This is a genomic window from Jatrophihabitans cynanchi (genome assembly GCF_027247405.1).
Classification (GTDB): domain Bacteria; phylum Actinomycetota; class Actinomycetes; order Mycobacteriales; family Jatrophihabitantaceae; genus Jatrophihabitans_B; species Jatrophihabitans_B cynanchi.
Map to the genome: position 1 here is coordinate 1,216,685 of NZ_CP097463.1, position 13,693 is coordinate 1,230,377.

General features: G+C 69.6%; 13 protein-coding genes and 1 pseudogene. 4 read left to right on the forward strand and 10 right to left on the reverse strand.

Features of this window, described 5'->3' with window-relative positions; translation table 11 throughout:
* Window position 1 precedes the first annotated feature (1 nt).
* The 5 genes from M6B22_RS05890 to M6B22_RS05910 form a co-directional block, all read right to left on the reverse strand.
* The gene (locus M6B22_RS05890) at window positions 2–790 is read right to left on the reverse strand and encodes an SDR family NAD(P)-dependent oxidoreductase (protein ID WP_269444847.1); all 789 of its coding nucleotides are present in this window, start codon (window positions 788–790) and stop codon (window positions 2–4) included.
* Window positions 783–2,021, reverse strand: a complete 1,239-nt coding sequence (locus M6B22_RS05895) for a pyridoxal-phosphate dependent enzyme (RefSeq protein WP_269444848.1) — start codon at window positions 2,019–2,021, stop codon at window positions 783–785. Before M6B22_RS05895 ends, M6B22_RS05890 begins: the two co-directional genes overlap by 8 nt.
* A gap of 6 nt (window positions 2,022–2,027) precedes the next feature.
* A complete protein-coding gene (locus tag M6B22_RS05900; protein ID WP_269444849.1) occupies window positions 2,028–3,467 on the reverse strand; it encodes a M81 family metallopeptidase in 1,440 nt (479 codons plus the stop codon).
* The gene (locus M6B22_RS05905) at window positions 3,464–4,738 is read right to left on the reverse strand and encodes an aspartate aminotransferase family protein (protein WP_269444850.1); all 1,275 of its coding nucleotides are present in this window, start codon (window positions 4,736–4,738) and stop codon (window positions 3,464–3,466) included. Before M6B22_RS05905 ends, M6B22_RS05900 begins: the two co-directional genes overlap by 4 nt.
* A gap of 198 nt (window positions 4,739–4,936) precedes the next feature.
* Entirely contained in the window at window positions 4,937–5,716 is a 780-nt protein-coding gene (locus tag M6B22_RS05910) for an IclR family transcriptional regulator (RefSeq protein WP_269444851.1), read from the reverse strand.
* A 212-nt stretch (window positions 5,717–5,928) separates the two neighbouring features.
* On the opposite strand from M6B22_RS05910, the gene M6B22_RS05915 reads away from it, so the two are divergent.
* The 4 genes from M6B22_RS05915 (at window position 5,929) to M6B22_RS05930 (ending at window position 9,788) form a co-directional block, all read left to right on the forward strand.
* Window positions 5,929–7,263 (forward strand): aminotransferase class III-fold pyridoxal phosphate-dependent enzyme, encoded by a 1,335-nt coding sequence (locus M6B22_RS05915; RefSeq protein ID WP_269444852.1) that lies wholly within the window; start codon window positions 5,929–5,931, stop codon window positions 7,261–7,263.
* A complete protein-coding gene (locus M6B22_RS05920; protein ID WP_269444853.1) occupies window positions 7,260–8,534 on the forward strand; it encodes an NAD(P)/FAD-dependent oxidoreductase in 1,275 nt (424 codons plus the stop codon). The genes M6B22_RS05915 and M6B22_RS05920 overlap by 4 nt, the downstream gene beginning before the upstream one ends.
* Entirely contained in the window at window positions 8,531–9,271 is a 741-nt protein-coding gene (locus tag M6B22_RS05925; RefSeq protein WP_269444854.1) for a formylglycine-generating enzyme family protein, read from the forward strand. The genes M6B22_RS05920 and M6B22_RS05925 overlap by 4 nt, the downstream gene beginning before the upstream one ends.
* 148 nt (window positions 9,272–9,419) lie before the next feature.
* On the forward strand, window positions 9,420–9,788 hold the full coding sequence (locus M6B22_RS05930) for an HNH endonuclease (RefSeq protein WP_269444855.1): 369 nt from the start codon (window positions 9,420–9,422) through the stop codon (window positions 9,786–9,788).
* A 38-nt stretch (window positions 9,789–9,826) separates the two neighbouring features.
* Here the strand turns inward: M6B22_RS05930 and M6B22_RS22095 are convergent.
* The 5 genes and pseudogenes from M6B22_RS22095 to M6B22_RS05950 all read right to left on the reverse strand — a co-directional run.
* Window positions 9,827–10,044, reverse strand: a pseudogene (locus tag M6B22_RS22095) (DUF2293 domain-containing protein); the annotation flags it as partial.
* A 36-nt stretch (window positions 10,045–10,080) separates the two neighbouring features.
* On the reverse strand, window positions 10,081–11,400 hold the full coding sequence (locus tag M6B22_RS05935) for a plasmid pRiA4b ORF-3 family protein (RefSeq protein ID WP_269444856.1): 1,320 nt from the start codon (window positions 11,398–11,400) through the stop codon (window positions 10,081–10,083).
* Between the two features lie 317 nt (window positions 11,401–11,717).
* A complete protein-coding gene (locus M6B22_RS05940) occupies window positions 11,718–12,944 on the reverse strand; it encodes a type II toxin-antitoxin system HipA family toxin (RefSeq protein ID WP_269444857.1) in 1,227 nt (408 codons plus the stop codon).
* Window positions 12,941–13,219 (reverse strand): type II toxin-antitoxin system Y4mF family antitoxin, encoded by a 279-nt coding sequence (locus tag M6B22_RS05945; RefSeq protein WP_269444858.1) that lies wholly within the window; start codon window positions 13,217–13,219, stop codon window positions 12,941–12,943. Before M6B22_RS05945 ends, M6B22_RS05940 begins: the two co-directional genes overlap by 4 nt.
* Before the next feature lie 140 nt (window positions 13,220–13,359).
* Complete coding sequence (locus M6B22_RS05950) at window positions 13,360–13,617, reverse strand: hypothetical protein (RefSeq protein WP_269444859.1); 258 nt, start codon at window positions 13,615–13,617, stop codon at window positions 13,360–13,362.
* Between the last annotated feature and the right edge of the window lie 76 nt (window positions 13,618–13,693).

Here is a 13,693-nt window from a genome sequence, read left to right on the forward strand (position 1 = left end):
GCTACTTGGCCGTCCAACCGCCGTCGACCGGGAGGTTCACTCCGGTGACGTACGCCGACGCCGCCGAGGCGAGGAACACGACCGGGCCCTTGATGTCCTCCGGTCCGGCGAGCCGTCCGAGCGGCACGGCCGCGGTGTAGTTGGCCACGAACTCCGCGGGCTGGTCCGGCGTTGCCAGGCCGCCGGGGCTGATGCAGTTCGCCCGTATCCCGTAGGGTGCATAGGCCATGGCGAGGTAGCGGGTGAAGTTGATCAGGCCGCCCTTGTCGTAGGCATAGAACGCCGGGTTGGTCATTCCCGTGTCCCCGTAGATCGAGAAGTCCGGCCCGACCATGCCGTAGATCGATGCGATATTGACGAACACGCCGGAGCCCTGCGCGATCATCTGCTCGCCGCATTCGCGACTGATCAGGAACGTACCCAACGAGTTGACGGTGGACGTCGCCGTCCAATCCGCCGCCGTGGTGTCGCGGACCGTTCCGCCGCCCCGCGCGACCGCGTTGTTCACCAGGATGTCGATGCGGCCGTGCCGGGCAACCACCGTGTCGCGCAGCCGGACGATCGACTCCTCCGACGTCAGGTCCAGCTCGGCCGAATCCGCTCCGAAGCCGCGCTGCCGAAGGTCGCGAGCGACGGTCTCGCAGGCGTCGACACCGCGTGCCGCCAGCACGACGTGGGCGCCGGCCCCCGCCAGCGCCTCGGCGATGTGTTGCCCGTATAGCCCCGCTCCCCCGGTGACGATCGCGACCTTGCCGTTGAGCGAGAAGGTTCCGGCCGGAGACTTAGGCATGACCATCGAGCACCTCGCGAATCCGGGCCGGGCCCACGCGCGGTAGCGCCTCGAGCCCGGCCAGTTGTTGGAGCGCGCCGGTGTCCTTGTAGCCGGCGCCGGTACCGATGACGATCACGCGATCGGCCGGATCGAGCGCGCCGCGTTCGGCGTCGGCCCGCGCGCCGGCGTAAGCCGTCGCCCCGGCGGGCTCGACCAGCAGCCCGTCGGAGCGGGCAAGGACGGCCTGTGCGGCATGCACCTGCGCGTCGCTCACCTCGATGACGTGCCCGTTACCGGCGTCGATCGCGTCCACCGCGCCGAAGGCGTCGAACAGCTGCGCCACCTGCAGTCCCGAGATCGTGGTGTCACAGTCGCCGGACAGGCCGCGCATGTCGCCGCGCAGGGCAGCAGCCAGCGTGGCGCAACCCTTCGGCTGGACCGCGACGAGGCGCGGAACCCGCTGACCCGAGCGCGCGACCTCCGCGAATCCGCGGCCGAGCCCGGCCAGCAGCCCGCCGCCGCCGACCGGCGCGTACACCACGGTCGTCTCCGGCCGCTGGCGGGCGATCTCGTGCGCGATCGTCTTGGCGCCCTCCATCGCCTCCGGGGAGTAGCGGCCACCCGTCAGGAAGGGGAACAGGCCCGCCGCCGCCGCGTGCTGCGAGATCGTCGTGGCGGCCGTCTCGGTGGCGGTGGCGTCGTGTCCCAGGCCGTCGACCAGGAACACGCGGGCGCCGAAGGCCCTGATCTGGAGCAGCTTCTGCGGCACGACGTCGCTGAGCGCGAACAAAGTCAGCGCGAGGCCGGCCCGCGCGCAGTACGCGGCCGCGGCGGCACCCCCGTTACCCGAGGACGTGCCCACCAGCCCGGTCACGCCGCGCTCGACCGCGAGCGACACAGCGACCGAGGCGATCCGGTCCTTGAACGATCCGGTCGGATTGAGGTGCTCGCACTTCATCGCGACAGAGCCGATGTGCAGCTCCGCGGCGGCGTCGAGGTCGACCACCGGCGTGTCACCCTCGCCGAGCGACACCACGGCACCGCGATCGTCGACCGGCAGCCAGGCCGAGTCGCGCCACATCCCGACGTCGGAGTAGGCCGGACCGGACCGTGGCTCGCCGATGCGCACGACGAATTCGCCGCCACAGATGTGGCACCGGTAGTCGAGCGATCCCCGTTCCCGGGTCGCCGTGCAGCCCCGGCACAGCAGCACCGACGCGCCCGCGCTACCGACAGCCGACGGCACCATCGGCCGCTACACCGACATCGGTTCGCTGAGCCGGGGAAGGGTCGACACGTCCACCGGGCACACGCCGGGTGTTGCCACCTCGATGATCTCCCCGGCGACGTCTTCGTACGCCCCGCGCCAGGCCAACGCTCCCTTGACCACCACGATCGAGGCGGCGCGCACGTCGACACCGACGGACGAGAGCTGCTCGGCATGAAACGGCGGCACGGCCGTCTCGGTCACCACGACCGTGTTGCCGGCGATCGACAACACGGCTGTGATGCCCATCGAGAACGTCTGGCCGGTCATGTAGTAGCCCGTGGTGCGGTAGGTCCCGTCACTGATCCGCTCCACCCGTCCCGAGACCCGCAGCGGTTCGCCGTGCATCCGGTCGGTCTTGGCGCCCAGCACGGTGTCGATACCGGCCCCCTCGCCGAGCCGTTCGGCGAGCCGGGCGACCTCGCGGTCGGCGATGGTCACGACTGCACCGGTCGCCCCGACCGCCAGCAGTTCGCGCAGCAGCGCGGTGCCGTCTCCGGGACTGCCTCCGCCGACGTTGTCGGCGACGTCGGCCAGAAAGACCGGTCGCCGGGTCGATGCGATCGCGCGCGCGACCGCCGTCCTGACATCGTCCCTCGCCACCGCGAACTCACCGGCGTGCTCCGCGATGTCCGCCACCGTGGCGTCGAGCACCGCATCGGCTGCCGCCGCGGAGTCGGCGTCGTGCACCGCGAGCACGCTCATCCCGGCGCGGTCGACGTCGCTGTAGGCGAACCCGCCGACGACGCAGAGGCGGGCCAGGTCGGCCGCGGCGGCGCGCGCCGCCGCGGCCTGCTGCACCCGCCGCATCGGGCCGCTCTCGGTTGCCTGCGCGAGTGGACAGACGAGCAACGGCACCTTGCGCACGCTGGTGCGCAGCTGCCGCCCGGCGAGCAGTTGGGTGACGAGGCCGCCGACCTCGCGCCCGCGCTCTCGCATGTCGACGTGCGGATAGGTGTCGTAGCTGACGAGGACGTCGCAGTTCTCCACGAGCGCGGGTGACGGGTTGGCGTGCAGGTCCAGCACCGCCCCGATCGGCACGTCACCGACGACGTCGCGCACCGTGGCGACAACGGCCGCCTCGACGTCGGCCGTGCCGACGGCCACCATCGCGCCGTGCAGGTTGAGCAGCACCGCGTCCAGGGGGCCCGCCCGACGCAGCTCGTCGTGCACGTCCTGGAGGATCCGCGCCATCGCTTCGGGCTCGGCCGGACCGGAGGGCCACGCGCCGGCCGAGAACACCGGCACCAGGTCGACGTCAGGCGTGTCGTAGAACCCGCCGATCACCGTGCCGATGCCGCGATTGTGTGCCTCGAGAGCATCGCCGGTGCGCAGCTCGAAGGCTTCGAAGTCGGCGAGGGTGGTGGCGCGAGCGGAGTATGTGTTGGTCTCGTGCCAGACACCGACTATCCCGACCCGTCCGGTCATGGCAGTTGCTCGGCGAGCGCCGCCTCGACTCGCTCGACGGTGTCGGTGAGTTCCTGCTCGCCGTGTGCGGCCGACACGTACCAGATGCCGCGTTGCGCCAGCCACAGCCCGTGGTCGGCCAGGCGCGTGGCGAAGCCGGCGTACCGGTCGAGGTCGAGGCGGTCCAGGCTGCGCAGGTCGCGCACCGGCGCGGGGTCACCGAAGCTGACGTGGAAGGCGGCCGCGACGCCCTGCACGCGCAACGGGATCTCGTATCGCTCGGCGAGCTTGGCCAGCTGCGCCATCAGTTCGGTGCCGTACGCGTCGACGCGCTCGTACGGCGGATCGGACTGCAGCAGTTGCTGCGTGGCGACGACGGCTGCGGCCGCCATGACGGAGCCGTTGAAGGTCCCGGAATGGTTCACGACCCCCGTCCCGAACGGCTCCATAAGGTCGCGGCGGCCGGCGAGGCCGGCCACCGGCCAGCCGCCGGCCATCGCCTTGCCGTACGTCGCCAGGTCGGGCGTGACGCCGTACTTCTCGGCCGCACCGCCGAGGGCGATCCGGAAGCCCGTGATGACCTCGTCGAAGATCAGCACCACGCCATGCTGATCGCACAGCTCGCGGACACGTTGCAGGTAGCCCGGCAACGGTTCGATGCCGCCCGCGTTGACCATCATCGGCTCCATGATCACCGCCGCGATGGTGTCGCCCGAGACGCTCAGCAGCGCGGCCAACGCCTCGGCGTCGTTCCACGGCAGCATGTGGCTGTCGGCGAGGTGGCTGCTCAACTGGCCTGCGCTGGCGACGCCCGACTGCTGCCCGGACGTATGCACCAGGACGTTGTCGAGCCAGCCGTGGTAGTGACCCTCGAAGTGCACGAACGTCGATCGCCCGGTCGCGGCACGCGCGGCCCGCAAGGCTGCCTGGACGCACTCGGTACCCGTCATCCCGAGCCGGATCATGTCGGCCCAGCCGAGGGCGGCGAGGGTCAGCTCGCAGGCCTGCACCTCCAGCGCGTTCTGGCCGCCGAACAGCATCCCGCGAGTGCACGCGTCACTGACCGCCTCGTTGACAGCCGCGTTGGCGTGACCGAGGAAGTGCGGCCCCTGGCCGAGCACGTAGTCGATGTACTCGTTGTCGTCGACGTCCCAGAGCCGCGCACCCGCGCCACGCGCGAAGAAGACCGGCGGGGCCGAAAGGCGCACGTTGGAGTTCACGCCGCCGGGAACGCTGATCAGGGCTCGCTGCCGGAACGCCTCGGAGTGCGTCCGCACCGGGGTACCTGTCATCTGTGATCCCTTCACGACGTCCGACCGGCGAGCTACGAGTGCGCCCGCGCCGCGGGTAGCCCGCGGTGGTCCAGCCGGCGACGGTTCTGCCGAATGGAACCGCCCACTCACTAGGTGAAACCACGTCAAGTTAGCCGGAAGCGCCGGACGCCGTCAACACTCGCATGGATGCGCCGCGGTAATTCGGCTGCCGTCAGCTCAGGTCGGCAGCCGCCGGTAACCGTCGGTGAGGCTGGTGGCACTTGCCCGCAGCGCGCGCACGACGTCCGGCACCAGGTTGCGAGGCAGTCGATTGGCCGGTGCGCTGACGCTGAGTCCGGCCGCGACCGGCAGCCCCAACAGCGGGACGGCCACGCACCGGCCGTCGTCCTGCGCCTCCAGGTCGTCGATCGCGTAGTGCGTCGTCTTGACCTTCTTCACCTCGGCGAGGAAGTCCTCGGGGGTGGTCAGCGTCCGGTTCGTCAACGGCGGCATGCCTTCCGCGGCGAGGATCGCGGCGACCCGTTCGGGTTCGAGCTGGGCGGCGATCACCTTGCCCAGCGCGGTCGCGTGCAGCGGTGAACGCTCTCCGATCCGGGCCGCGAGACGCATCATCTGGGTACACTCGACCACCGCGACGTGCACGATCTGGCCACCGTCCAGGACGCCGATGTTCACCGTCTCGTTCAGGTCGTCGCGCAGCCGCTCCAGCTGCGACTGGGCGCGTTCGATGAACAGCTCCATCTGCCGGCTGCGCTGCGGGCGGAACGCCAGGCCCAGCCGGAACAGGCCGGATTCGGCGTCGCGCTGCACGTACCGTCGGCCCTCCAGGGCGAGCAGGTAGCGGTATGCCGAGCTCTTCGGGAGCTTGGCCTCGCGCGCCACGTCCGCCAGCGCGACGCCCTGTTCCTGGTCATGCAGGATGTCCAGGATGTCGCACACGCGCTCGACGGCGCGGATCGGGTAGATGGCGCCGTCGCTGGTCTCCGCACTCGTCATTGCGCCTCCGTCGAACCTGCGGTGAGCCCGTTCGTCGGGCTCATGTCCTGCGTCCAGTCCTCCCCCTGCCGTACCAGCTGTTGGCACGATTCATCCGAAGACTGAAACATTGCGCTACTCTACTGCTCGCTGGCACGCACCACATCCCTCCCTCGGTCCCGAGGCGACACTCGCGCGCCCCGGCGAGTCCGGTCGGTCGAAAGGCACATCGCATGAGCTCACCCGCGCAGGCGACCTCATCCCCCGCCGGCGTCGACGTCGAACGCCGGCTGCTGGCCCGGATCCCGGGCGGCACGCAGCTGCTGAGCAAGCGCCCCGAGCAGTTCGCGCCCGGGCAGTGGCCGCGCTTCTACGCCCGCGCCAAGGGCGTGGAGGTCTGGGACCTGGACGGCCGCCGGTATCTCGACATGAGCATCACCGGCGTCGGGACGTGCGTTCTGGGTTTCGCCGACGACGAGGTCAACGCAGCCGTGCACGCGGCGGTGGAGCGCGGTTCGATGTCGACGCTCAACTGCGTCGAGGATCTCGTCCTCGCCGACCTGCTGGTGGAACTGCATCCGTGGGCCGACATGGTGCGCTACGCGCGCACCGGCGGCGAGGCGCTGTCGGTCGCGGTCCGCCTGGCGCGTGCCGCGACCGGACGCAGCGCGGTGGCGTTCTGCGGGTACCACGGCTGGAGCGACTGGTACATCGCGGCGAACCTCGCCGACAGCCGCGAACTCGACGGCCACCTCTTACCCGGGCTCGATCCGGCCGGCGTGCCGCGCGAGCTGCAGGCGACTGCCCTGCCGTTCCGTTACAACCAGCCGGACGACCTACGCCGCATCGTTGCCGATCACGGGCACGACCTCGCCGCCATCGTGATGGAACCGGTGCGGGGCAACAACCCCGATCCGGGCTTCCTGGAGCAGGTGCGGCGGATCGCCACCGAGTCCGGCGCCGTCCTGATCTTCGACGAGGTGACGAGCGGGCTGCGCCTGAACACCGGCGGGGCGCATCTGACGTTCGGGGTGCATCCGGACGTCGCAGTGTTCGCCAAGGCACTGAGCAACGGCTACCCGATGGCGGCCGTGATCGGCATCGGCGCGGTCATGGAGGCCGCGCAGCGTTCGTTCGTCAGCAGCTCGTACTGGACCGAACTGATCGGCCCGACGGCGGCGATCGCGACGCTGACCAAGCACCGCCGGCTCGACGTAGGAGCACGCCTGACCGCGATCGGCGTGCGAGTGCAGCAGGGCTGGCGCTCGGCCGCGGCGACCAGCGGGCTGGCGATCGAGGTGTCGGGCATTCCGCCACTGAGCCATCTCGCGTTCGAGCACCATCCGCAGGCTACGGCGACCCTGTACACGCAACTCATGCTCGAGCGCGGTTTCCTTGCTGGTAAGGCGTTCTATGCCTCGTACGCCCACGAGGACCACCTGATCGACGCGTATCTCGAGTCGGTGCACGAGGTCTTCGGGCTGCTCGCCACCGCCGTTGCGCAGGAGTCTGTCGAGGCGCAGCTGCGTGGGCCGGTCGCTCAGACCGGTTTTGCCCGACTGACGTGAGTGCCGGGCGCGCCGGCCGCCCACCCGAGCGCGTCGCGGTGATCGGCGCCGGGGTGGCCGGGCTGAGTACGGCGTGGTTCCTGCAGGAGCGCGGCGCCGGTGTCACGGTCTACGACCGCGGCGAGGTCGGTGCCGGGTCGTCGCGCGGCAACGCCGGCTGGATCGTGCCGGGCCTGGTCGAGCCGTTGCCGGGCCCGGCCGCGGCGCGCAGCGCGATCGGCGCGCTGCTTCGGCCGTCAGGCGCGGTGCGGATACCGCTGCTTCCGCACCGGACGCCCTGGCGCTTTCTCACCGCGTCGGCCCGGCAGTGCACCAGTGCGCGCTGGCACGAGTCGATGCGGGCTTTCGCGGCTGTCACGCCATCGGCGCGCGCCGCGTTCGAGGCACTCGGCGAGGCGGGCGTGGACTTTACGGTGGCCGAGGCGAGCCCGCTGCTCGCGTGCTTCCGGACCCCGGGTCAGCGCGATGCGATGGCGCACGAGCTGGCACGCATGCGCGACGCAGGTCAGCCGGTCGAGTTCGACGTGCTGACCGGCGACGACGCGCGGTCGATCGAGCCCTGCCTGGCGGCGCCGGTGACTGCTGCGATCGCGGTGCACGGGCAGCAATACGTGGACCCGTTGGCGTTCGTCACGGAACTTGCGGCGTCGGTCCGCACTCGCGGCGCGGACCTGTGTTTCGGTGCCGAAGTTCTCGACGTCACCGATCACGGCTCGCACGTGCTGGTGACTACGGCCGAGCGTGCCGCGCCCTATGACGCCGCGGTGCTCGCGAGCGGCGCGTGGCTCGGCCGGCTCGGCCGCCCGTTCGGGGTGCGCCTGCCCGTCCAGGCCGGGCGGGGGTACAGCTTCAGCGTCGCCGTGCAGCCGGCCCCGACGCACCCGCTGTACTTTCCGCGCCAGCGGGTGGCGTGCACGCCGATGGATGGCCGGTTGCGCGTTGCCGGGATGATGGAGTTCACCGACGCGGACGACCCGTTCCGGGACCGACGCAGCCGCGCGCTCGGCCGGACGGCGGCCGCACTGCTCGACGGTGCGGACTGGGCGGGGCGGCGCCAGGAGTGGGTAGGGGCGCGGCCATGCACCGCGGACGGGCTTCCGCTGGTCGGTGCGACCTCGTCACGCCGGGTGTTCGTGTGCGGTGGCCACGGGATGTGGGGCATGGTCCTCGGCCCGGTCTCCGGTCAGTTGCTGGCCGGGCTGATGTCCACCGGGGAGGCGCCGTCCCTTGCGGCGTTCGACCCGCGCCGGCGAACGAAGGCCGCTGCGTGATCGAACAAGACCGCGTGATCGAGCCGGAGATGGTCGCGATCCCTGCCGGGGAGGTGCGGATGGGCGTGCCGCAGTTCCCGGCCGGCGCGGCGTTGCCGCACCCGTGGCAACGGACGAGGCGTGCGGTTGGCGCGTTCGCGCTGGCGGCACGCGCCGTGACGGTGGGCGAGTATCGCGCATTCGCTCGCGCCACTCGTTACCCGATTGCCGAGGAACTCTCGGTCGATCCGCGATTCGGTGACCCGCTGGCACCGGCCGGTTTCGTGAGCTGGATCGACGCGACCTCGTACGTCCAGTGGCTGGCGCGCGAAACCGGTAAGCCGTACCGCCTCGTCCGTGACGCGGAGTACGAGTACGCGGCGCGCGGCGGCTTGGACGGTGCACGTTTTCCGTGGGGCGATGCAGAGCCGGCCGGATACGCCGACTTCGGCAATTCGGACGGCGCCCCGCTGCCCGTCGCCAGCTTTGCCGCCAACGGGTTCGGGCTCTATGACATGGCCGGGTCGATGTGGTGCTGGTGCGAGGAACGCTTCGACGAGGTCGTGGCCTTCGATCGTGCGCGGATGAGTTACGACGAGACGATGATCCGCGACGTCCGGCACAACCGCATCTGTCGCGGTGGCTCGTTCAAGACGGCCGACCTGACCGCGTTGTACTGCGCGCACCGGCACGAGGACCCGATGGACTCGCGCTTCGACTGCATCGGCTTTCGCGTAGCGCTCAGCCTGCCCAGTTGACGGCCGTACCCGCGAGGGAAGAACGCGGTGTTGACGTGGGTCGGCCAGCAACAACTGCACCTCGACAACACGGGCCTCGATTCTCGGGGTCAGGTTCTCGACGGGCATCGCCGCGATCGCATAGGTGGAGGTGAGGGTGTGACCCGTCATGTTCGCCAGCCGGGTGATGCTCGCGTACGAGACGCGTTGCGCCGTGTGCGCACTTGGCCACCGCGAGTTGCTCGACGCCGCGCACATCATTCCCGACGGCGACCCGCGCGGCCTGCCAGTCGTGCCCAACGGTCTCGCACTGTGCAAGATCCACCATGCCGCCTACGACCAGAACATCCTCGGCATCCGTCCGGACTACATCATCGAGATCCACCACCGTCTTCTCGACGAGCTGGACGGCCCGATGCTGCTCCATGGGCTGCAAGAGCACCACGCCAGGCCGCTGATGCAACTGCCCCACCGGCACGCCGACCAACCCGACCGAAGCCGACTCGAAGAACGCTACGCCCAGTTCCGCGCGGCCTGACAAGATCTGTGGAGGGGACAATCGCCGCGCTGGGCGTCGCGCTCCCGGCGCCGCTGGCGTACCTCGCTGTCGGCGAGACACTCCTGCTCGTCCGGCTCCGCGAGCACGCTTTGGCGCTCGTAGCGCTTGCGGGTTCGGCTCCACTGCGCCACCACCGCGGGCAGCCGGCTGGCCCTGCGCGCACGTCGGGTCAGCGCCGCGTCGCCGCAAGCAGGAACAGCAGATGTCCGAGATCGGCGCAGGTCAGGCTTACTGGCCGCGATCACGAGCAGCTCCGACGAGCGTTCCTCAGTCACGAGGATCGCAATCGCCGTTGTCGAGTGTGCCGGTCGTAGAGCTCCAATGCGACGTTGACCGAGTCGATGTCGAACGCGCCAGGGTCGTAGGAGCCGCCGACCCACTCCAGCATCTCTGCGTGCTCTTCGTCGCTCGGGTCGGCGAGCACCTCGAGCAGGTGCTCGAACCCGCCGGTTCCTCCGCAGTCTTCGGGTGGGCACGCGCCGGCGCCGTCGACCAGGTGCGGAGTACCGGTCCTCACGCTCGGCATCGCCTGCTCGATGACGATGTCGTGGTGCCAGCTGTCGCCGAAGTCGTACTCATAGACGAACTCGCGTACCGCGTCGGCAGCCTGGGCGAGGGTGAAGGTCGCCTCATCGCCCAGCGGCTGGCCCTCGATCTCCTCGACGTCGCCATACAGCACGCTGTCGACGTCGAACACGTGCAGGTGGTAGTCCTCCCACCCGATCGCGGTCTGCAGCACCGCGTGCAGCTCTCGCAGCGTCAATGACGAGGGCACCACGAGACGACGCCAGACGCCGGTGTCACGCAACGACACGCGAAGCTGCAGCGCGCTCTCGGACGCCCGGCGCCGAGGTGCGGGCGTCGCCTCAACAGTCCGCTGTTCTCGCCCCAGCAGCGCAGCCCGCGCGAGGCGACGCGCCGCCCGGGTCGGTAGGCCATCCTCGAGTCGGCGGGTGCGCGGCACGAGACCGAGCCGCCGGAACACCGCCCAGGTGTCGCGTGCCGCACCGAACGCCGCGGTTGGACTCAACTCCTGGTAGGTGCCGCGCTCCGTCCATCCCAGGATGGTCATGCCCTCGGCCAGCATCACGTCGTTCTCCGCGAGCCCGGCGGCTACGGTGATCAAGTACAGAACGCCCGCGTGGCGCTGCGGCTCCGATAGTGCATCCGGCAACACGCCCGCCAGATGCCACCACAGGCCGGCTGGATCGTCGGCCAACGTGCGACCGATCCTGGTGGGCACCAGCTGTCCGCGATACTTGCGGACCAACCCGAACCGCTGCGCGGACTCCCGCAGCTCGAGCACCGGCAGTGTCACGTCCTCTCGGTTGTTCTTGCCGTACCAATCCTCCGCCCACCCCAGTTCGGTCATCGCGGCCTTCACGACCGTAGGCGGCAGGTAGCCGGCCTGCGTCAGCTTGACGCCGTCGCCCACACGATCGAGCAACCATCGGTAGGGAGTCACGACCACATCGGCGTCCGGCTCCTCCCCCACAGGCGCGTCCAGGTCCGCGGCATCGATCGCCCGCAACCACGACAGCGAGCGAACCGATCGAAGACGATCGACAATCTCTGCGGCGAGCTCATCCACCCCCACAGTCCATCACGGCACTCGGTCGGCTGCCCGTGCACCGTCGACGCCGAAGTCCCATCCTCGACCATGAGGACCGATTGACCCGACCACCACACGGCCTCGACTCGACGCCCGTCCAAACGTCGTTCGCCGGGCGCCCTTCACTGCGAGGAGAGTCGTCGAGCAGCGGATCGACGAACGGCCTCACGGTCTCGACAGCGGCGCTCGCAGAATGCTCCCATCGCCGCCGCCGCGCGGCGATCAGGTCAGCGTCTGCGATCTGCCGGGCTACGTCGCGGCAGACGGTCCACGTTTAGCTCCGCGTGGGTTCGCGCTCATTTCGTCAGCCGGCTTCGTCGATGCTGGATCACGCGACGTAGCTTGCTCACCTGGCCGCGATCGAAGGGAAGCGCATCGAGTTCGGGAAGCCAGCGGTCGGCACGATCCGTCAGGTCGATCAGAGCTCGGCGCGTCGCTCGTTCCGGCACACCGAGAGCAGTGCCCAAGGCGACGAAGTCGCGGGCTCTGAAGTCGGAGCCTGCTCGGCCGCTGAGTGACATCGCCATGGTCGAGTCGCCGTACACTTGCGAGCACGGCACGTCGTAGACCGGCGACACTCGCCATTCCCCCGATTGGTCCTGCAGGACGGAGAAGTTCTTCGCATGAGCGTCGCCGTTCCCGGTCAGGTACGCGAAGGCCAGCTGGCGGATCAGCTCGCGGCCGGCCAGCACCGGCGCATCGCATACAGCGGTCAGCGCGGCGAAGGTCCGGTCCGTGCCAAGCAGGTACTTGTCCGCCGGCGGACGATCGGCGACCTGACAACCGTCCTCGACTGCGAGCGCACGCAGCTCACCGTCGACGGTGATCCGATCGAACCGACGCACCAGCAGTCCCGACGCGCCGTCGCGATCGACGACGAGATCGTGCGGCGGAACGGTCAGTCCCGACGCTCGGGCGGCGCCGAGGAAGAACGCTTCGTTCTCAACGAGCTTCGGGTAGTCGTTGGTCGGATTCAGCTTCAGGATGAACCGCTCTCCGGCGCGGGCGACCGGGAGGTTGATCATCGCGGCGCTGGTCTTGTCCTGCACGCCGGGCAATGCCATTCGCTGCGCACGGATGCCGAGCTCAGTCAACAGGTCGGCGAAACTCGCGTCGCCGATCTCGTCGATCGCAATCCGCGGCGGCACCTCCGCCGGGCTGACACCCGCGGGTACAACCTGGACGTCACCAATGGCGTCCGCACCGACCGCGAGCAATAGGGAGAGCTCATCGTCAGCGGAAGTCTTGACTGCCCGTCTCAGCACTCGCAGCCGGCGTCCTTCAGGTAGCAGTCCAGCGAAGTAGGACGGTAGTGCGCCGGCGGGGCGAAGTACGGGCTCGGCACGCACCGGCAAGGTTGTCGCCACTGCCGCGCCGCCGCCGGCAATCCACTCATCGAGGTAGCCGAACTCAAGCCCATCCGCGGTCCTGGTCAGGGTCGCGGCGCGATCGCCGCACTTGTAGACGTCGGCTTGCTGGACGTCTCGAAGGTGCTCGAGCCTGTCGTCGGCGGGCCCGGTCATCGGATCTCGGAATCGGCACCGCGATGGAGCTCCAAGTGCAACCCCAACGCGTTGAGGACGGCGAGCACCTTGTCCAGCTGTACGGTCTGCTTGCCGTTCTCCAATGCATAGACGAACCGCTCCGACACCCCAGCGAGGTCGGCAAGCTCTTCCTGTCGCAGGCGCAGCTGAGTTCGGCGAGCGCGAACCTCCCCGGCCAGGCTGCTGACATCTTCTGCCACCATGGTCTCCGTCCGCCGTACGTACGTGCGGCCAAGGTCGAGAATAGCTGCCATCCGCGGAGGCCGCTGCCAATTTCCGCACGTTCATGCGGCGAAACATCTGCGCGCGACACTGGGCGACCCATCGAGCGCGCAAACCGTTCGTACGTGCGGCCAGCGTATCGGACCGATCGCCTGGGTTGTCTCGTGTCTTGCTAGTGCCCCGCGCCGTTGATTCGTCTACGAAGTCGTCCGCGTGAGTCGAGGATCTGTTCGCCCGGCTTGGTCCAGACGAACGGTTTCGGGTTCTCGTTCCAGGCCTTGACCCGGGCGCGGATGTCGCGTTCGAGGCTTGGACCGAGGCGGTGGTCGCTCGTCTGGATACGGCGAGCCCGGTGCCGCGCTGCCGACTCCCGACACCGCCGTTCGACGCGCCGTAGGCTGTACTCGGCGACAACGATCTTCACTGTCATCCGCACCTGATATCTCGTACGAATTACACGGAAGAAGGTTGCGCCCTCACGTGAGGCCGCCGTCGCGGTGTTGGAC